This is a genomic window from Pelobium manganitolerans, assembly GCF_003609575.1.
GTDB lineage: Bacteria > Bacteroidota > Bacteroidia > Sphingobacteriales > Sphingobacteriaceae > Pseudopedobacter > Pseudopedobacter manganitolerans.
The window spans coordinates 32147-52870 of record NZ_MBTA01000004.1 but is presented as its reverse complement, the minus strand read 5'-3'; the positions used below and the strand labels follow the sequence as shown (position 1 = coordinate 52870).

Below are 20724 nucleotides of genomic sequence, written 5' to 3'. Positions count from 1 at the left end.
CAAAACGCTAATTTTGATATGTGGAAAACAAACAAAGGCATAACGGACATACGATTTCCAGATTGACTGCACACATTGTTTGGGTAACAAAAACCCTACACAAACTTTTGTAGTAGTGGCTGCAAATGGCAGCGAAAGCTGGCCGATGAAAAACGGTATTGAGGTGGTTTCGCTTACCGATCTTATTCCTAAAATAGGAGAATTTTACTTTAAAATTCTCCTATTATTGACTAATAGACCCTATTTTCATTACTAAATTTTCAAATTCCTGCCGAGGTACAGCAGCCTTGTTTCTTACCCTGGTTCTATAACTATAGATGGTATTTGTAGAATAATGTAAAAAGTCGGCAATTTTTGAGCTATCTGTTATCCCCAACCGTATTAAGGCAAAAATACGAAGCTCTACGTTCAGCAGTTCATTGGCTTTAAGCACAAATTTTTCTTCTTCCTGCAACAGTGCATTAAATTCTTCTATAAAATTTGGATAGAGGTGTAAAAAAATATGATCGAAATTATCATATAGCTCTTTTAGCTCGTTCTCTACCATCTCATTAGAACGCAACATTTTATAAAGATCTTCCTGCTTGTTTTCCATAACCTTTCTGTTGAGGTTATTCTGAAACTTTTGTAGCTTATTGATATATGTTGAGCACAGGTCAAGAAAATGACCGATGTAAGCTTCTTTTATTTGGTTGGCTTCAGAAAGTTCAACATTCAGTGCCGAAAACTGCAGGTTGACAGCTTTTAGTTTGTCATTTGTTTCTTTAAGATTGCTGTTTACATCGCTCAACTTTAGATTAGATTGATGTAGTTTTCTTCTTATACGGGCCACTTTTTTCATCTGCCGGTAAACAAAAACTAGTGCAATAATCAAAAAAACCGAAAGTATGCTGATGAGCAACAGAAAATGTTTTAATTCTTCTCTTTGCTTTAATGTTTTTTCCTGATAAGCGGAATCTATAATGGGGAATATTTTTGAAACTTCAAATGTACGTAAACGGGCGTTGCAAAATATGGCATCTTCCATAGAAGATTTTATACATTGATAGGCGTTTTCTATCTCGCCGGTATCGTACAAAACAGTGGCCAAAGCTTGTAAAGAGGCGTTTTCTTTAATATTGTTTTTTATATCGCTGATGGCAGAAATTGTATAGTATTTTTTCTGCATTTCAATGTTGTTTTCTTTTTTATAAACATTTGCCAGTGCGTAGGCCAAGACTGCCCGTTCGTGGTTCTCTTCTTCAGACTGGTTTAACAGCGTTAAAAGAATCTCTTTGGCTTCTTTTAGTCGATCATGGTCACATAGTTTTTCTGAATAAACTATTTTATATTGGGTAGAACTAGTATCGAGAAGTTTCAGAAGCGAATCCCTATAGCGTTCGCTTTTCGCTTTGTAACCATAGGTGTAAGAATTATTATGGGCGTAATAGCTATAAAGAAGTTTAAAGTTATCGTAGTAATCTACTTTCAGCTGGTATGTAAGGCTTTCTTTTTCAATACTTCTTAAAAGTTCGAGACTTTCAATAAACATTCCGGCTATCGAATAGGAAGATGCCAGTGTAAGTCTCGTTTCGGCCAACTGATGCTTGTTGCCCAATTCTAAAGCAATTTTCAGGTTCTTTCTGCCGTAATATATCGCAGAATCAGATATATACGTTTTATACTCTTCAAAAAGTTGTTTGTTAATATTATATTCCTGTTCTATGCTCAAATCAGGAACGTCGAGCATATTTTTTATTTCTGAAAGGCGCTTCTCTTTTTTGTGGACATAGGTTGCTTTGTTGTCTATTAGATTATATAACGTAGCAGAAAGACTGTCTTGAGTATCTATTGCATAAATATCTCCCGAAAAAAGCACTAAAACAATCCACAAAAAGAAATTTTTCATTGAAACATAAGTTAAACCAGAACATAAAGGTATAATAATAAAAACATAACGATTGTGATGCCTAGATTAAGGACCAATAGGATTGGCACAAGATCAATTGTCTTAAATCAAAAAGAGCCTCGATATTGAAGGCTCTTTTATATTTATGTCCTAGCAGGTTCTCTCGTAGAGGAACCTGCGCTATACCGGAACAGTTACCGCAGTGTCCCTGAAAAAGGAGACACTGCTTGGATAGAGTTAATTCCGGACCCTATACATTCTTAGCCAACCAATCACCAACCTCGCTGGTTTTGTAGGCTTTGTTTTTTCCGGCTAAATCTTCGGTAACAATACCTTCTGCTAAAGACTTATTTACCACAGCTCTAATGGCATCAGCTTCGGCCTGTAAACCAAAAGCATCTTCAAACATCATTGCGGCAGATAAAACAGTTGCTAACGGGTTAGCAATATCTTTTCCGGCTGCTTGTGGGTACGATCCGTGAATTGGCTCGTACAAAGAAGTATGCAAACCTTTAGATGCAGATGGCATTAAGCCCATAGAACCAGAAATTACAGAAGCTTCATCAGTTAAAATATCACCGAAAAGGTTTTCTGTAATTAACACATCATAAGAATTTGGCCACTGCACCAAACGCATCGCTACGGCATCCACAAACTCGTAACTTACGCTTACTTCCGGATAATCTTTTTCCATCGCTTGTACGGTTTCTCTCCATAAACGCGAGCTTTCTAAAACGTTTGCTTTATCTACACAGCAAAGTTTTTTGCTACGTGTCATCGCCAATTCAAAACCCATTTTAGCTAAACGCTGAATTTCTTCACGAGTGTAAGTACAAGTATCAAAAGCGGTGTTTCCATTGTCCTTTCTTCCTCTTTCGCCAAAGTAAATTCCACCAGTTAACTCACGTAAAATAACCAAGTCTGTTCCTTCAATTCTTTCTCTTTTTAAAGGAGAATTATCAATTAAAGATGGGAAAGTAAAAGTGGGGCGAACGTTTGCGAACAAGCCTAATTTTTGGCGCATTTTTAACAAGCCTTGCTCCGGACGAACTGGTGCGCTTGGGTCATTATCATATTTTGGATGACCGATTGCCCCAAAAAGCACCGCATCAGCAGCTAAACAGACTTCATGTGTCGAGTCTGGATAAGGCTCGCCGCACTCGTCAATTGCACAGGCACCGGTTGGCGCAGATGTCCAGTTAATTTCATGGTTATACTTTACAGCGATAGCGTCTACCACTTTTACAGCCTGATTGATTACCTCAGGTCCAATTCCGTCTCCCGCTAATAGGGCGATGTTTAGTTTCATTGTTGTTTTAGTATTGAGTAGTGAGTATCAAGTAGTGAGAACTCTGCTACGTTTTTATTATTTAATTTTTAGTATCGAGTACTAAGTATCGAGACTTATTACATTTATTTCAAAATTATTCTTCTATCGCATTCTATAAGCATCTTGATACTCACATCTTGATACTATCTTTCTCCTGCGCACAAATAATATTCAGCATTTTCTCGGTTGCCTTTATTGCACAAACTGTTTGATCCGAGTCTAAACCGCGTGTTGTAAAAGTTTTTTTCTCGGTTTTCCAAGTGATTACAGTTTCGCAAAGTGCATCAGAACTACTTCCTGGGGCAATACGAACGCTGTAATCTACCAAGGTCGGCAACTTTTTGTTTTTAGATTTATAAAGCTTGGATAAAGCATTCATAAAGGCATCAAACTGGCCATCGCCTTGCGCATGTTCTTCGTAAAGTTTATCGTTAAACTTGATGGCGATTGTTGCCGAGGGGCGCAAACCGGCCGCGTGAGAAAGCAGATAAGAATGCACTTTTACCGTTTCTTTATAGTCACTGCTGGCCAAAACATCAGAAATAATGTAAGGCAAATCATCTTGCGTAACGGTTTCCTTTAAATCGCCAAGCTCAATTACCCTTTGCGTCACCTTTTTCAAATCCGCATCGTTCAGTTTCAAGCCAAGCTCTTGCAAGTTTTTTTCGATATTGGCTTTGCCCGATGTTTTGCCTAGAGCATAGGAACGCTTACGCCCGAAACGCTCGGGCATTAGGGCGCTGAAATAAAGATTTTTTTTGTTGTCGCCATCGGCGTGGATGCCCGCAGTTTGGGTAAAAACGTTCTCGCCAACAATAGGTTTGTTAGCTGGCACGCGCACACCCGAAAAGGTTTCTACCAGTTTGCTCACTTTATATAACGAGCTCTCTTTTAATCCTACTTCTACTTCGGGCAAAAAATCGTTAATTACAGCTATTACACTGGCTAAAGGCGCATTTCCGGCACGTTCGCCCATGCCGTTAATGGTTAAGTGCAAACCATCAACATTTGCCTTCACAGCTTCTAACACGTTGGCTGTACCTAAATCGTAATCGTTATGGCCGTGGAAATCAAAACGGTTTTGCGGATACCTTGATTTTACTTTACTGATAAATTCGCCAGTTTCTGCAGGCGTTAAAATCCCCAAAGTATCGGGCAGCATGATGCGCTCTACCGGTTGCTGGATTAAAAAATCGAGGTATTGGAATACATAATCCGGCGAATTACGCATTCCGTTACTCCAATCTTCTAAATAAACGTTGGTTTTAATTCCGTTTTCTTTAGCTAGCGCAATAGTTTCAGCGATTTCGCTAAAATGTTGTTCGGGCGTTTTTTTAAGCTGATGGATTAAATGATTTAAGGAGCCTTTAGTTAGCAGGTTTTGCACCTTAACACCGGCCTGTAGCATCCAATCTATAGAAACGCCTTTATCAACAAAAGTTAAAACCTCAATTTTTTCTAAAATACCGTGCTCATTGGCCCATTTGCATACCGATTTTACGGCTTCCAACTCTCCTTCAGACACTCTGGCAGAAGCAATTTCAATCCTGTCCACCATCAATTCCTCTAAAAGCAACTGAGAAATAGTGAGCTTCTCCGAAGCGGAAAATGATACTCCCGATGTTTGTTCGCCATCGCGGAGCGTAGTGTCCATGATTTCTATTTTTCTTCTTTTCATCAACAAGCTATTTTTATTCGAGTTTAAAGTGGAAGTTGCTTTGCAAATTCCTGTATTTCGGGTTTGATGTTTTGCAGGTAATCGATGTCATCAAAACCGTTCATTAAATTCTCTTTTTTGTAAGAGCTGATATCAAACTGCTCTGATTCGCCAGTTTCCAACAAAGTGATTCTTTGTTCCGGCAAGTTAATCTCTAATTCTGTATCCGGATTAGCATGGATAGCTGTGAAAATACGCTCTAAAAATTGGGGACTTACTTGCACCGGCAATACGCCGATGTTTAAACAGTTGCCTTTAAAAATATCGGCAAAAAAGCTAGAAACTACTGCACGGAAACCGTAATCGTAAACGGCCCAAGCGGCGTGCTCGCGAGATGACCCCGAACCGAAGTTTTTACCGCCCACCAAAATTTTTCCTTTGTAGGTTGGATTGTTTAAAACGAAATCAGCTTTTGGAGTACCGTCGCTGTTGTACCGCCAGTCTCTAAATAAGTTATCGCCGAAACCTTTACGCTCTGTTGCTTTCAAAAAGCGAGCAGGTATAATTTGGTCGGTATCAACGTTCTCTATCGGCAATGGAACTGCCGGAGATTTTAATATGGTGAATTTATCGTATGCCATTTTTTGTTTAGTTTGTTAGGTTTTAGTTTGTTAGGTTGTTAGGCTTTTAAAGCGGTTACAAGCTAGTTAGCTAAACCCTAAATTTTATATTATTACTTTTCGGTTTGTTAGATTGTTAGTTGGTTATGGTGTCCGACTTTGCAGTCCTAACCATCTAACAACCTGACCAACTAACCACCTACTTCATCAACTCTCTAGGATCTGTTACTTTGCCCGTTACCGCAGCGGCGGCAGCCACCAATGGACTGGCCAATAGCGTGCGTGAACCTGGACCTTGGCGACCTTCAAAGTTTCTGTTTGAGGTACTTACTGCATATTTCCCAGCCGGAATTTTATCGTCGTTCATGGCTAAACAGGCAGAACAGCCCGGTTGGCGCAACACAAAACCTGCCTCGGTAAAAATATCCAACAAACCTTCTTCTTTGATTTTAGCCTCCACAATGTGCGAGCCTGGCACCAACCAAGCCGTTACATTTTCTGCCTTATGGCGACCTTTCACAATCGAGGCGAAAGCTCTAAAATCTTCGATACGGCCGTTTGTACAGCTACCGATAAATACATAATCTACCGGCTTGCCTATCATTGCCTCGCCTTCATGGAAACCCATGTAGTTCAAAGATTTTTCGTAGGTAGCTTTACCGCCTTCTACCGCTTCTGCATTAGGAATATCCTTAGAAATACCTATACCCATACCCGGATTAGTTCCGTAGGTAATCATCGGTTCAATCTCGCTGCCGTCAAAAGTATATTCTTTATCAAACACTGCATCAGCATCTGTTTTTAAGGTTTGCCAGTAAGCCATCGCTTTATCCCAAGCCTCGCCCTTAGGGGTAAACTCTCTGCCTTTGATGTAGTTGAAAGTGGTTTCGTCTGGCGCAATCATACCGCCGCGCGCACCCATCTCAATAGAAAGGTTACAAACCGTCATACGGCCTTCCATTGTCATTTCTTCAAACACCTTACCCGCGTATTCTACAAAATAACCCGTTGCGCCAGAAGTAGTTAGTTTAGATATGATAAACAAAGCCACGTCTTTTGGCGTAACACCAAAACCTAATGAACCGGTAATATTAATGCGCATCTTTTTCGGCTTGGGCTGCATAATACATTGCGAAGCCAACACCATTTCTACCTCAGACGTGCCTATACCGAATGCAATTGCACCGAAAGCGCCGTGCGTAGAAGTATGCGAGTCGCCACAAACGATGGTAGCGCCCGGTTGGGTAATACCATACTCGGGACCAACAACGTGTACAATTCCGTTTTTTTGGTGACCTAAGCCCCAGTGTGAAATTCCGTGCTCGGCACTGTTTGCCTCCAAAGCTTTAAGCTGGTTTGCCGAAAGCGGATCGGCAACGGGCAAGTGCTGGTTAATGGTAGGCGTGTTATGATCGGCAGTGGCGAACGTACGCTGTGGGTACAACACCTTTATGCCTCTATTTTTTAGTCCCAAAAAAGCAACCGGACTGGTTACCTCATGGATCATGTGGCGATCTATAAAAACCACATCTGGTCCGCCTTCAATGTGGCGCACTACGTGGCTATCCCACACTTTATCAAATAATGTACTGCTCATTTTATATTTTATTACTCTTTTATTATTTTGTTGAGAGGTCAAATTTACAACCTCAAATTTATTTTATTTATTTGGGCGTTCGGGCGGGCTTTCCATTCATACGCCTGCAGGCCTTAGCCACAAGCCGGTATCCATTTCAATCCCTAACGCGGTTCTGTTACTCATCTCGTTATGTTGAACGCAGTGAAACATATCACTCGTCTTTACTCCGCTTGTGAGACCTCTCGTTTCCTCGAGGTGACGGAATTTTGTTTAAAACTTTTAATTCCGGAGCACCTAACCAACGGCCACCTAGCAAACTAGATAAACTTATTTACCGCATCTAAATACGCATTAGCCGATGCCGCAACGATATCCGTACTAAAACCGTAACCGTTGTAATGCTTATTATCGTACTTTAAACGCATATTTACTTTACTCACATCGTGGCTACCGCCGTGTATCGCATCAATATGGAAATCTTTAATCTCGATGCTGTCTTTTTCGATGATAGAGTTGATGGCTTTGATAGTTGCATCAACGGGACCGTTACCAGATGATACTGCTTCTTTCAACTTACCATTAATATCTAAACGCACAATTGATGTTGGTAACAAGGGATCGCCGCACATTACTTGCAATAACTTAACGGTAACGCCGTCTTTGTAGTTGCGTTCAGATCCTTCGCCGCTCATCAAAGCCAGCAAATCATCGTCTTTAATCTCCTTTTTACTATCTGCAACTACCAAAAACCGCTCGTAAACATCGTCCAAATTAATTTTATCAATTACATAATCTAATCTTTCTAGGTGATGTTTTAAGGCGTGGCGACCGCTTCTGGCAGTTAAAATAATCTCCGACGAATCAATACCTACATCCTCTGGATTGATGATTTCGTAGTTTTCACGATGTTTTAACACCCCGTCCTGGTGAATACCCGAACTGTGCGCGAAAGCATTTTTACCTACGATAGCTTTGTTCGGTTGCACCGGCATACGCATCATACGGCTTACCATTCCGCTAATTTCATAGAAATGGCGCGAGTTGATGTTGGTATATTTATTTAATGTTTGATGGGTTTTTAATACCATGGCCACCTCTTCTAAAGAAGTGTTTCCGGCACGCTCGCCAATTCCGTTGATGGTACACTCTGCCTGGCGCGCTCCGTTTTGGATGCCCGCAATAGTGTTTGCGGTAGCCAAACCTAAATCGTTATGGCAATGCACAGAGATAATGGCTTGGTCGATGTTTTTAACGTTATCCATCAAAAACTTGATTTTTGCGCCGTATTGGTCTGGCAAGCAGTAGCCGTTGGTATCTGGAATGTTAACCACTGTTGCACCGGCAGCAATTACCGCCTCCACCATCTGGGCTAAAAATTCGATATCTGCCCGGCCAGCATCTTCCGCGTAAAACTCAATGTCTTCTACAAATCGCTTTGCGTATTTAACGGCATCTACCCCGCGTTGCAAAATATCCTCGCGCGTGCTGTTAAATTTGTACTTGATGTGCATATCAGACGAGCCGATACCCGTGTGGATACGCGGACGCTTTGCATATTTCAAAGATTCAACGGCGGCGTCAATATCTTTAGTGTTTGCGCGGGTTAAGGCACAAATCACCGGCTCTTTCACGGCTTTAGAAAGCGCTACCACACTTTCAAAGTCACCCGGACTTGAAATTGGGAAACCAGCTTCAATTACATCCACACCCAAAGCTTCTAAACGCAAAGCAATCTCTACTTTTTCTGAAGTGGTTAGCTGACAGCCCGGCACTTGTTCGCCGTCTCTTAAAGTGGTGTCAAAAATGTAAATGCGATTCGGATCGTGTAACATATCGTTTTTTCAAAAATTAAAATTGCACTGTAACGGTGCTATCTTTAGCTTTATCTTCTTTAATTATATTTTCGTTTTTTATGACTTCGCCGTGCGACAAAACCAGTTTTTTGCTGAGGCACTTTGGCAGTTGAGCTTCAAAATGACCTACGTAAATGATCGTCATCCCGTGTTGGCTCAGCTCGCTTACTAAATGGTTAAAATATTCGGTTTGCGCTTTATCTAAACCTTGGCATGGCTCATCTAAAATGAGCAATTCCGGATTTTTAATTACGGTACGCGCCAACAGCACCAACCTTTGTTTGCCTAAAGGCAAATTTGCCAGTCGCTCGTTTTTGCAATCTGTTAAACCAAAGTATTCAACTGTTTCATCTACCTGTTTGGCTTTGCTGTACGGCAAACGGGCAAATAAGCCTACCGAATCGTACAGGCCAGACGCGACGCTTTCCCAAACGGTGGCATTGCTATCAAAGTACCAATGAAACTCGGGCGAAATTAAACCGATGTGCTGTTTAATATCCCAAATGCTTTCGCCACTGCCCCGTTTTTTGCCAAACAAATATAATTCGTTGGCATAAGATTGCGGATGATCGCCGTTTATTAAACTCAGCAAAGTTGATTTTCCGGAGCCGTTATGTCCCTGCAATAACCATTTTTCGCCTGCTTTAACTTCCCAATTGATATTTTTAAGCACTTTTTTATTGCCGTAGCTGATGTTCACGTTTACCATCTTTGCTATCTGCTCTGACTGGTAAACCGGCGCCTGCTTTAAAAATTTGGGTAGTTCGCGCTGCAAATCTGCTTCTGCAAAATCTGAGCTTGGCGCGCTATCTAATATTTTCAGTTTTCCGTTTGCTATCGCAGCGTAACGGTTAACGCAGCTTGGCAATTCTTCATCATTGCTAATCAATATCAATGTAGTGCCTTTTTCTGCCGCATTGTCTAACAATCGGTTTAGGTTTTTGCGCGATGCTGCATCTAAACCGGTGTAAGGTTGGTCTATAATCAGCAATTGCGGCTGCAACCACAAAGCCTTAACCAACTGTAATTTTTTATGCTCGCCACTTGAAAGTTCTATCAGTTGCGAGTTACTTAGCTCGGCAAAACCTAAAGCATTTATTAGGCTTTTTGTGTCGCTAAGATTTAAGCTCTTTTCTTTGCCAAAATGCGCCAATTCGGCATTTACGGTTAATGTTTCTTTTGCCTGTTGGCTGGTGTAACGTTGCTGATAATAAAAATTTGCAACGCCTTCTACGTTTTTAAACTGATACCAGCTTTCTACGTATAAAGTTTCCGGACGTAAACTGCTTGTTAAATCAAAATTTGTTTCTACGCTACCAGCAACATCCAAATCTCCTATGATGGCTTTAGCTAAAGCTGTTTTTCCACTGCCACTAACGCCACCTAAAGCCCAGTTTTCCCCTTTCTTAACTATCCAATTTAAATTGGAAAACACGTCGATTTTGCCGTGTTTGAAAGATAGGTTGGATAGATGGAGAACTTCATTCCGTCCCTCTCCGGATGAAAGGGAAGTAGCCTTACCCCAACCCTCTCCAGAGGAGAGGGAGTGCTTATCGCTTTGATTAATCAATTGCTTTCTACTCCGTACTTTGTTTGTTAAGTTGAATTCCCGCTCTACTCCCCTCTCCTCTGGAGAGGGGAATAAAAGGGGGTGAGGCTTTCTTCTTAAGCCGTTTTAATCGCTTTCATTGCGGTCATTGCTTTACGCAATTTAGTACCTACAATTTCTACCGGATGGTTACGTAAAATTTCGTTAACACGTACCAACTCTGCATTATCAACAGAACCGTCTTTACCTTCGTTGAAGTTTTTACCTACTAAATCAACATCCACTTTTTTCATAAAATCGCCTAAAAGCGGTTTACATGCTTGATCAAACAGGTAACAACCGTACTCTGCGGTATCAGAAATTACACGGTTCATCTCAAATAATTTTTTACGTGCAATGGTGTTTGCAATTAGCGGAGTTTCGTGTAACGATTCGTAGTAAGCAGACTCTGGCTTAATACCAGCTTCAACCATCGTTTCAAAAGCCAACTCAACACCTGCTCTTACAAAAGCAACCATCAGTAAATAGTTATCAAAATACTCTTGCTCGCCAATTTTAACATCGCCAGCCGGAGTTTTTTCAAAAGCAGTTTCGCCGGTTTCGGCTCTCCACGCTAAAAGGTTTTTATCGCCGTTTGCCCAGTCTTCCATCATGGTGCGGCTAAATTCTCCGCTCATGATATCGTCCTGGTGCTTTTGGAACAACGGACGCATAATGTCTTTCAACTCTTCCGAAACTTCAAATGCTTTCAATTTAGCAGCGTTGCTCAAGCGGTCCATCATACCAGAAACACCACCGTGCTTTAAAGCTTCGGTAATTACCTCAACACCGTACTGAACCAATTTTGAAGCGTAACCGGCATCAATGCCTTTTTCAACCATTTTATCAAAAGATAAGATAGAACCGGTTTGCAACAATCCGCAAAGGATAGTTTGCTCGCCCATCAAATCTGATTTTACCTCGGCAACAAAAGATGATTTTAATACGCCCGCTCTGTGGCCGCCGGTACCTACGCAATAAGCTTTTGCTTGTGCCAAACCTTTGCCTTCAGGGTCGTTCTCTGGGTGTACCGCAATTAAGGTTGGAACACCAAAACCTCTAACATACTCGGCCCTTACCTCAGAACCTGGGCATTTAGGGGCTACCATAATTACAGTAAGGTCCTTACGGATTTGCATACCTTCTTCCACAATATTGAAACCGTGAGAGTACAATAAAGTAGCACCTTTTTTCATCAAAGGCATTACCGCGTTAACAACAGAAGTATGTTGTTTATCTGGCGTTAAGTTAACTACCACATCTGCGTTAGGAATCAGCTCCTCGTAAGTGCCTACCTTAAAGTTGTTTTCGGTAGCATTTTTCCAAGAATCTCTTTTAGCTTCAATAGCCTCTTTACGTAAGGCGTAGCTTACATCTAAACCGCTATCTCTTAGGTTTAAACCTTGGTTAAGGCCTTGTGCACCGCAACCAACAATCACAATTTTTTTGCCTTTTAGCGCCTCTACCCCGTCTAAAAACTCAGCATTGTCCATAAAATCACAAACGCCCAGTTGGTTCAGTTGTTCTCTAAGAGGTAGTGTGTTAAAATAATTTGCCATTTTTTAATGTGTTATGATGTTTTTGTTTTTTACTGTTTGATTAATCTTTTCTGCGCCAAGGCATAGCCAAGGTGCATATTATCGTGCCCAGAAGTGGTGATCAAAATCTCATCAAAGTTAACCATTTCTGCACCGTAAGTTGATGTTGAAAAAGGTTTTACCGCACTAAAAACGCCTTTTTCATCATCTTGTTCTATAGCTTTTATGCTTGATATCGCCAAAGCCTTCAGCTCTTCAATTTCACTTTCGCTGATCTGGCGCGTAGGTTTACTCCCTTTTTGGAAATCTTCCAAAAATTTTATCGAAGAAGCATTCTCCCACAAACCGCTACGCACGTAGCAAAGTGCCGGCGTAGTTACCACGATGTGGCCAAAATTCCAGATAATATTGTTGTTAAAACCTTCTGGAATGCGGTTAAGCTCTTCTACAGAAAGCGTATCAATTAAACGGATAAACGCCTCGCGGCCTTGTATAATAAATTTAAAAGTTGAATTTGCCATATTACATTGTAAATACTTTGTCGCGATTGTTTAGATATTGGTTTTCCACCACTTCATCCCCCGGTTCTCGCTGTTCAAATTCTTTTAGTTTAGAGTGGAAACCATCGCTAGCTTTGATAATTGCTACGCGGGCGCTTCTTACAAATTCTATTAAACCGTATTGTTGCAAAACTTCCACTAATTTATCTGTCTCTTCGCGGTGACCGGTAGCTTCAAAAACGGTGTAATCGTTACGGATTACTACCGCTCTGGCGCCATGTTCGCGCAATAAACGCTCAACACTTACTTGCTCTGCAATTACATCTGTTGGCACTTTGTACAGCGCCATCTCCTGCCAAATTACATCTGCATTGGTGTTGTAGTACACCTTCAAAACCTCAATCTGCTTCTCTAGTTGGCGCGCCACTTTACGCACCACCTCTTCGGTTTCGGTAATTACGATATTAAAACGGTGTATGCCATTAACCTCAGAAGGCGAAGTGTTTAAACTTTCAATGTTAAGCTTTCTGCGGCTAAAGATAATCGCAATTCTGTTAAGTAAACCAATTTGGTTTTCGGTATAAACTGTGATGTTATATTCCTGTTTTTCAATTTGTGATTCCATTTCAAACGGTTTGGATCTTTAAATTACGAACGACTTATTTTAACCTGATTTCGCTTACGCTACAGCCTTGTGGCACCATCGGGAAAACGTTATTTTCTTTTTTAACCATAATTTCTAACAAATAAGGTCCTTTGTGCTCAAGCATGGTGGCTAAAGCATCTTTTACCTGATTGCGCTCAGAAATACGCTGGCCATCTATGTAATAACTTTTTGCCAAAGCTACAAAATCTGGGCTGGTGATATCCACAAAAGAATAACGCTTATCGTTAAAAAGCTCTTGCCACTGGCGTACCATGCCTAAAAACTGGTTGTTTAGGATAATGATTTTAACATCCACTTTTGACTGCATGATGGTGCCCAACTCTTGCAGAGTCATCTGGAAACCGCCATCGCCAATTACGGCAACAACATCTTTATCCGGCGCGCCAAATTTGGCTCCTATTGCTGCCGGCAAAGCAAAACCCATGGTTCCTAAACCGCCGCTGGTAATGTTGCTACGCGTATTATTGAATTTAGCATAACGACAAGCCACCATTTGGTGCTGGCCAACATCAGTAACAATCACTGCATCGCCGTTGGTTAGCTGGTTCAATTGGTTAATTACCTCGCCCATAGAAAGCTCTCCTTCTTTAGGGTTAATCTCGGCATCAATACACTGATCCATTTCTTGTTGTGCAAAGTCTCTGAACTTTTGCAACCAGGCATCGTGCGTTTTTTGCTGAACCAGTTCGGTAAGCATCGGCAAAGTTTCTTTACAGTCTCCCCAAACCGGAACGGTAGTTTTTACGTTTTTGTCGATTTCGGCCGGGTCAATATCTAAATGGATAACTTTTGCTTGCTTAGCGTATTTGTCTAAACGGCCAGTTACGCGGTCGTCAAAACGCATCCCTATCGCTATTAACACGTCGCACTCGTTGGTTAAAACATTTGGTCCGTAGTTGCCGTGCATGCCCAACATACCTACGTTTAAAGGGTGATCTGTTGGGATAGCGCCCGCGCCCAAAATTGTCCACGCAGATGGGATACCAGATTTTTCAACAAAAGCTTTAAACTCTTGCTCGGCATTTCCTAACAAAATACCTTGGCCAAAAAGCACAAAAGGTTTTTCTGCTTTATTAATTAATTCGGCAGCTTGCTCAATGTATGATTTTCTGATCTCTGGCTTTGGTTTATAGCTACGAACATGATCGCACTTTTGGTAACCAAAATATTCTGCCATTTGTATCTGTGCATTTTTGGTAATATCTACCAAAACTGGTCCCGGCCTGCCAGTGCTAGCAATGTAAAATGCTTTTGCCAAAACTTCTTCAATTTCCGAAGCATCTGTTACCTGGTAGTTCCATTTGGTAACCGGCGTAGTGATGTTAATTACGTCCGTTTCTTGGAAAGCATCGGTACCTAAAAGGTGCGCAAAAACTTGCCCAGTAATACAAACCATCGGTGTGCTGTCTATCTGTGCATCTGCCAAACCTGTAATCAGGTTGGTGGCGCCCGGACCACTTGTGGCAAATACCACTCCCACCTTTCCAGAGGTACGCGCATAACCTTGTGCCGCGTGGGTAGCGCCTTGCTCATGACGTACTAAAATGTGTTTTAGCCTATCGTTATAATCGTATAGGGCATCATAAATAGGCATAATTGCGCCGCCCGGATAACCAAAAATAGTATCTACCCCTTCTGCAATTAATCCGTTCAACAAAATTTGCGAGCCCGTTAAGGTAGCTACTGCTTTAGCTTGTTGCGCGTCTGTTTTATCTTTTTGTATTTCAAGAGTATCCATAATCTCTTTATTTATTTTTTGTTTTGAAACCAATTCTTTCTCTCTCGTCCCAGCTTTTCTTCGCCACCTTTTCATCAATCAGATTTTCCATAGCCTGATATAAATGGTGCAGCTGTATATCATGCTCACCGACTCGTTCTACAATCTCATCCAATTTATCTTTTACATCAATTTGTTTGATCAAAATTCTCCTTACATCAACGAAAGCTCTCATAATCGCTATATTCATGCTGATGGCCTTATCGCTATTTAACACACCACTTAACATGGCAACGCCCTGTTCGGTGAAAGCGTAAGGCAAATATTTTCCGGTTCTGTTAGAAGGAATATTCATCATCACAAATTGTGATGATGGATTTACAGTATCTTCATAACCGAGCACAAGTTGTGATCGGATAGCTTCCCATTCTTTCGCTGTCAATCTGAACATAAAATCATCCGGAAAACGTTTGCTGTTTCTTTTAACCGCCTGATTTAAAACTCTAGTTTCCACCTCATATAAAAACGCCAAATCAAAATCGAGCATTACCCGTTCACCACGGACTTCGTATATTCTACTTTGTATGCTTTTAATGATTTGCATTTTAAATTAATCTGCGTCGGTTATACAACCTTTAGTGGCGTTGCTTACCAGCTTAAAGTATTTGTACAACACCCCTCTTTTTACCGGTGGCTCTGGCTGTACCCAAGCTTTTCTTCTAGCCTCTAATTCCTCATCAGAAACCAGCACATTTATAGTATTATTAATTGCGTCAATTTCGATGATATCATCATCTTGGATAAGCGCGATGTTTCCGCCTTCGTATGCTTCTGGAACAATGTGCCCTACAACAAACCCATGTGTACCGCCAGAAAAACGTCCGTCTGTAATTAAAGCCACCGAAGAGCCCAGGCCCGCACCAATAATGGCAGAAGTCGGTTTTAACATCTCTGACATACCCGGCCCGCCTTTAGGTCCCACGTAACGGATAACTACCACATCGCCAGCTTTAACTTTGCCAGATGAAATACCTTCTATCAATTCACTTTCGCCGTTAAATGTTCGTGCCGTTCCTTTAAATCGCTCACCTTCTTTACCCGAAATTTTTGCTACCGAACCTTCACTTGCAACGTTACCGTAAAGCATTTGTAGGTGACCAGTTGCTTTAATTGGCTTCTCTAAAGGGAAAATGATTTTTTGGTTCTCAAACTCGATATCCGGAACATTTTCTAAGTTTTCTGCGATGGTTTTTCCGGTAACGGTTAAACAATCACCGTGGATTAAACCTCGTTTCAGCAAATATTTCATCACCATCGGTACACCGCCAATATTATGAAGATCTTCCATTAGATATTTACCGCTTGGCTTTAAATCTGCCAAAACCGGAATTTTATCGCTCACATCTTGGAAGTCTTTCAGCGTCAATGGTAAGTTAACCGAATCTGCCATTGCAATCATGTGCAACACCGCATTGGTACTTCCGCCCAACACCATAATCACGGTAATTGCATTTTCAAATGCTTTACGCGTCATAATGTCGCTCGGTTTTATATCTTTCTCTAAAAGGATTTTTAGGTATTTACCTACTTCTTGGCACTCGTTTATTTTTTCTTGGCTTAAAGCCGGATTTGATGAGCTGTAAGGCAAGCTCATTCCCATAGCTTCAATGGCAGAAGACATGGTGTTTGCCGTGTACATTCCGCCGCAGGCACCTGCACCGGGACAAGCATGTTCAATAACACCTTGGTAATCCTCGTCACTTAAATTACCTGCTAGTTTTTGACCCAAAGCTTCAAAAGCAGAAACAATGTTTAGCGCTTCGCCTTTATACTCGCCCGGGTGGATAGAACCTCCGTAAACCATAATAGACGGGCGGTTTAAACGCGCCATAGCAATTAAAGACCCGGGCATATTTTTATCACAGCCCGGCACGGTAATTAAACCATCGTAAAAATGTGCGCCAGTAACCGTTTCAATAGAATCTGCAATAATATCTCTTGATACCAAAGAATAACGCATACCGGCAGTTCCGTTGGTTATGCCATCACTTACACCAATGGTATGGAAAGTAAGGCCTACCATTCCATTTTGCCACACGCCCTTTTTCACCTCGGCTGCTAAACCGTTTAGGTGCATATTACAGTTATTACCATCGTAACCCATGCTGGCAATACCAACCTGCGGCTTCGACATATCTGCCGTTGTTAAGCCAATGGCATAAAGTTGTGCCTGAGACGCGGGCTGCGTTTTATCCTGCGTAATTGTTTTACTGTATTTATTTAATTCCATTATATGATTACTTCAAAACTTAATTTATCTAAAACAAGGCTTTTATAAACCCTTTGGATGTTTGCCCCTAAACTTAAATCAAAAGCTAAAGGATAGGTGCACTCATCTACGGATTTGATACCGATAATTTCTACCGCAGTTCCGCAGGCGAAAGCGCTATCGGCATTTTTAAACTCTTCAACAGTGATATCTTTTTCTATCACTTCTATTTCTAACTGTTCGGCAATTTTCATCACGGTGGCCCGAGTGATCCCTGGCATTACGTTATCTGCTTTGGGCGTATATAGTTTACCGCCTTTTTCCATATATACGTTGGCAGAAGTTGTTTCGCTGATGAAACCGTTAACATCTACCAATATGGCTTCGTCAAAACCTCGTGCTTTTGCATCTGTTATGGCCAAAACAGAGTTGATGTAGTTACCTGTAATTTTTGCATTTATGGGGATAGATGATGGCGTTGGCTTCTCTGTTTTAGAAATACATGTTTTTAAAAACTTATCGCCATAAAATGCATCCCAACTCCAGGCAGTGATTATCAATTGCGCTTTTTTAGAACTGATCATAGACATATCTGCCCCAGCAAAAACCATCGGACGGATATATGCATTAGTTAAACCGATACGCTCTAATAAAGTGTAGGTGTCTAAAATCAACTGATCAATATCCCAATTAAAGGGCATATTAATTTGTGCACAAGAAAACTTCAAACGATTAAAATGCTCTTTAGCTTTAAATATTTTAACACCGTTACCGGTTTGATAAGAGCGCAAACCCTCAAAAGCACCAAAGCCGTAGTGTATGGTTTGACTAAAAAAGTCGATACCGGCTTCAGATGCTTTCACAAAAACACCGTCTTTATAAATCAGCTGATCTCTTTTAAAACTTTCCATACACCTTAAACAATTTACTTATAAAAAAAACGCCTTCTTTTAACGGAAGGCGCTGTCTTATTTTTGTTGCTATTATAGTACACACGCCTTCTGTTTGTTGCCGATGATCAGCAATAACACAATCAGGATAATAGTGACAGTTAATAACATCTTTTAAACAGGTTCAAGTTTCTTGTTATTTGATAAAAACAAGATAGCGCTTGTAGCTTTAACCCACAATAGCAAATACAAAATGTTTTAAAAAAAATTTTAATCTTATAAAAAACAGTATTTAAGAATTAAAACCTAATTAAATATAAAAATACAAAATTTAATTTTTACGTCCTTATACCAAACATCAATTTGGTATTCGGTATAAGGTTTTAGTAAATTGGTGAATAGCTTAAAATTCTTCTTAAAAACAGCTTTGCAACAAAAATATTTCATAAAATACGCTTTTAAAAGCGCATAAAAAAACCAGCGCCTTTTTGCGCTGGTTCCTTTTTTTAGAACTCGAAAAGTTCTAGTTTTCTTTAACACCTTCGGCTAAAACAATTACTTTATTGTCTATCACCTCTACAACTCCTCCGTAAGTGTAAAAACTTTGCTCACGACCGCTTGCCCTAACTACCACTTTGCCGTTTTCTAAGGTGGAGATAATTGGCGCGTGGTTATTTAAAATCTCAAAAGAGCCTTGTGCGCCCGGCACTGTAACCGAAGTTACTTCTCCTTCAAAGACTTTTTTGTCTGGTGTTAATATTTCTAAATTCATTATTTTTAGATTTGAGATGCGAGATATGAGATTGGAGACCTATTCAGCTCCTTATCACACCTCACATCTAACTTCTCACTTCTAAATTAAGCGTTCGCTTCTGCTAATAATTTTTTACCTTTTTCAATGGCTTCTTCAATGCTTCCTACCAAGTTGAAAGCTGCTTCCGGATATTCGTCGACCTCGCCGGCCATAATCATGTTAAAGCCTTTGATGGTATCTTTAATATCAACTAAAACACCTTTTAAACCGGTAAACTGCTCGGCAACGTGGAACGGCTGAGACAAGAAACGTTGTACCCTTCTAGCTCTTGAAACGGTTAGCTTATCTTCTTCAGAAAGCTCATCCATACCCAAAATCGCAATGATATCTTGTAACTCTTTGTAGCGCTGCAAAATTTCTTTTACACGTTGTGCGCAATCATAATGCTCATCACCAACAACAACAGGCGTTAAAATTCTAGAAGTAGAATCCAACGGATCCACAGCTGGGTAAATACCTAACTCGGCAATTTTACGCGAAAGTACAGTTGTTGCATCTAAGTGCGCGAAAGTTGTAGCCGGTGCAGGGTCGGTTAAGTCATCCGCAGGCACGTAAACCGCTTGTACAGATGTAATAGATCCTCTTTTAGTTGATGTGATACGCTCTTGCATGGTACCCATCTCTGTTGCCAAAGTTGGCTGGTAACCTACCGCAGATGGCATACGACCTAATAAAGCCGAAACCTCTGAACCTGCTTGAGTAAAACGGAAAATGTTGTCGATAAAGAAAAGGATATCCTTTCCTTGCCCGTCGCCTTCACCGTCTCTGTAATATTCTGCAATGGTTAAGCCAGATAAAGCTACACGCGCTCTTGCACCTGGAGGTTCGTTCATCTGACCGAATACGAAGGTAGCTTTAGAGTCTTTTAGCTCTTCTTTATCTATCTTAGATAAATCCCAGCCACCTTCTTCCATGGAATGTTTAAACTCTTCGCCGTATTTGATAATTCCGGCTTCAATCATCTCGCGCAAAAGGTCGTTACCTTCACGTGTACGCTCGCCCACACCTGCAAACACAGATAAACCGTCGTAAGCTTTGGCGATGTTATTGATAAGCTCTTGGATCAATACCGTTTTACCTACACCCGCACCACCAAACAAACCGATTTTACCACCTTTTGCATAAGGTTCTAACAAATCGATTACTTTGATACCTGTAAATAAGATTTCGTTTTCGGTAGAAAGCTCTTCAAATTTAGGAGGCAAGTTGTGGATAGATTTACCGTTTACGTTATCGATATCTTCGATACCGTCGATAGCTTCACCAACAACGTTAAAAACGCGCCCTTTAATAGCTTCGCCAATTGGCATTTTGATAGGTGCACCACTGTCTACCACATCCATTCCTCTAACCAAACCGTCGGTAGAATCCATGGCCACAGCCCTAACACGGTCTTCGCCTAAATGTTGCTGAACCTCTAAAACAATTTTCTGTCCGTTTTCTTTGTTGATGATAAGGGCATCAAAGATTTTAGGAAGCTTTGCATCTTCTGCAGAGAAACTAACGTCGATAACTGGACCGATGATCTGCGCTATTTTTCCAATATTTGGCATAAATTATGGTATTTTTTTAAAATCCCTTGTTTATAAGCCTATTAGGGCTTTCTTATTTGAGTTCGCAAAATTACGTTTTATTAGTTAAAAACAAACATCGATTTTCAAAATCTTCCACAATAATTTATGCCGGCTTTGAACCTTAAAATTTAGCCGGCTTAAGCAACTGTTTTTGGCTTAAATTTTATGTGTTTTTGAGAGAAAACGCATTAAAATATTTACAGCTTTTGCTTCCGTTTGATTTATAAATTTATTATGTTA

Annotated in this window: 16 protein-coding genes; all 16 read right to left on the bottom strand. The window is 40.7% G+C overall.

What is annotated here, in order from left to right; all coding sequences use genetic code 11:
• Window positions 1–223: 223 nt before the first annotated feature.
• The 16 genes from BCY91_RS04260 to atpD all read right to left on the bottom strand — a co-directional run bounded on the left by BCY91_RS04260 (window position 224) and on the right by atpD (window position 20463).
• Window positions 224–1888: a DUF6377 domain-containing protein gene (locus BCY91_RS04260; protein ID WP_120180783.1), complete on the bottom strand. Its 1665-nt coding sequence runs from the start codon at window positions 1886–1888 to the stop codon at window positions 224–226.
• Between the two features lie 250 nt (window positions 1889–2138).
• Window positions 2139–3197 carry a 3-isopropylmalate dehydrogenase gene (gene leuB / locus BCY91_RS04255; protein WP_120180782.1) on the bottom strand — a complete coding sequence of 353 codons (1059 nt, stop codon included), beginning with the start codon at window positions 3195–3197 and terminating at the stop codon, window positions 2139–2141.
• Window positions 3198–3348: 151 nt separating this feature from the next.
• The gene (locus BCY91_RS04250; RefSeq protein WP_120180781.1) at window positions 3349–4896 is read right to left on the bottom strand and encodes an alpha-isopropylmalate synthase regulatory domain-containing protein; all 1548 of its coding nucleotides are present in this window, start codon (window positions 4894–4896) and stop codon (window positions 3349–3351) included.
• A gap of 23 nt (window positions 4897–4919) precedes the next feature.
• Window positions 4920–5516 carry a 3-isopropylmalate dehydratase small subunit gene (gene leuD / locus BCY91_RS04245; RefSeq protein ID WP_120180780.1) on the bottom strand — a complete coding sequence of 199 codons (597 nt, stop codon included), beginning with the start codon at window positions 5514–5516 and terminating at the stop codon, window positions 4920–4922.
• 178 nt (window positions 5517–5694) lie between these two features.
• Complete coding sequence (gene leuC, locus BCY91_RS04240) at window positions 5695–7092, bottom strand: 3-isopropylmalate dehydratase large subunit (protein ID WP_120180893.1); 1398 nt, start codon at window positions 7090–7092, stop codon at window positions 5695–5697.
• 299 nt (window positions 7093–7391) lie between these two features.
• The gene (locus tag BCY91_RS04235; protein ID WP_120180779.1) at window positions 7392–8906 is read right to left on the bottom strand and encodes a 2-isopropylmalate synthase; all 1515 of its coding nucleotides are present in this window, start codon (window positions 8904–8906) and stop codon (window positions 7392–7394) included.
• Window positions 8907–8922: 16 nt separating this feature from the next.
• Window positions 8923–10497 (bottom strand): ATP-binding cassette domain-containing protein, encoded by a 1575-nt coding sequence (locus BCY91_RS04230; RefSeq protein WP_317124675.1) that lies wholly within the window; start codon window positions 10495–10497, stop codon window positions 8923–8925.
• Between the two features lie 95 nt (window positions 10498–10592).
• Window positions 10593–12074: a ketol-acid reductoisomerase gene (gene ilvC / locus BCY91_RS04225; RefSeq protein ID WP_120180778.1), complete on the bottom strand. Its 1482-nt coding sequence runs from the start codon at window positions 12072–12074 to the stop codon at window positions 10593–10595.
• 29 nt (window positions 12075–12103) lie between these two features.
• Complete coding sequence (locus tag BCY91_RS04220) at window positions 12104–12574, bottom strand: DinB family protein (RefSeq protein WP_120180777.1); 471 nt, start codon at window positions 12572–12574, stop codon at window positions 12104–12106.
• Between the two features lies 1 nt (window position 12575).
• Window positions 12576–13178 (bottom strand): acetolactate synthase small subunit, encoded by a 603-nt coding sequence (ilvN, locus tag BCY91_RS04215; protein WP_182995301.1) that lies wholly within the window; start codon window positions 13176–13178, stop codon window positions 12576–12578.
• A gap of 34 nt (window positions 13179–13212) precedes the next feature.
• The gene (gene ilvB, locus BCY91_RS04210) at window positions 13213–14958 is read right to left on the bottom strand and encodes a biosynthetic-type acetolactate synthase large subunit (protein ID WP_120180776.1); all 1746 of its coding nucleotides are present in this window, start codon (window positions 14956–14958) and stop codon (window positions 13213–13215) included.
• A 7-nt stretch (window positions 14959–14965) separates the two neighbouring features.
• Window positions 14966–15541: an ORF6N domain-containing protein gene (locus BCY91_RS04205; protein WP_120180775.1), complete on the bottom strand. Its 576-nt coding sequence runs from the start codon at window positions 15539–15541 to the stop codon at window positions 14966–14968.
• 6 nt (window positions 15542–15547) lie between these two features.
• Entirely contained in the window at window positions 15548–17227 is a 1680-nt protein-coding gene (gene ilvD / locus BCY91_RS04200; RefSeq protein ID WP_120180774.1) for a dihydroxy-acid dehydratase, read from the bottom strand.
• On the bottom strand, window positions 17227–18117 hold the full coding sequence (locus BCY91_RS04195) for an aminotransferase class IV (protein ID WP_120180773.1): 891 nt from the start codon (window positions 18115–18117) through the stop codon (window positions 17227–17229). The genes ilvD and BCY91_RS04195 overlap by 1 nt, the downstream gene beginning before the upstream one ends.
• A gap of 502 nt (window positions 18118–18619) precedes the next feature.
• Window positions 18620–18868: an ATP synthase F1 subunit epsilon gene (atpC, locus tag BCY91_RS04185; RefSeq protein WP_120180771.1), complete on the bottom strand. Its 249-nt coding sequence runs from the start codon at window positions 18866–18868 to the stop codon at window positions 18620–18622.
• Window positions 18869–18954: 86 nt separating this feature from the next.
• Window positions 18955–20463, bottom strand: coding sequence for a F0F1 ATP synthase subunit beta (atpD, locus tag BCY91_RS04180; RefSeq protein ID WP_120180770.1), 1509 nt, complete (start codon window positions 20461–20463; stop codon window positions 18955–18957).
• Window positions 20464–20724: the final 261 nt, after the last annotated feature.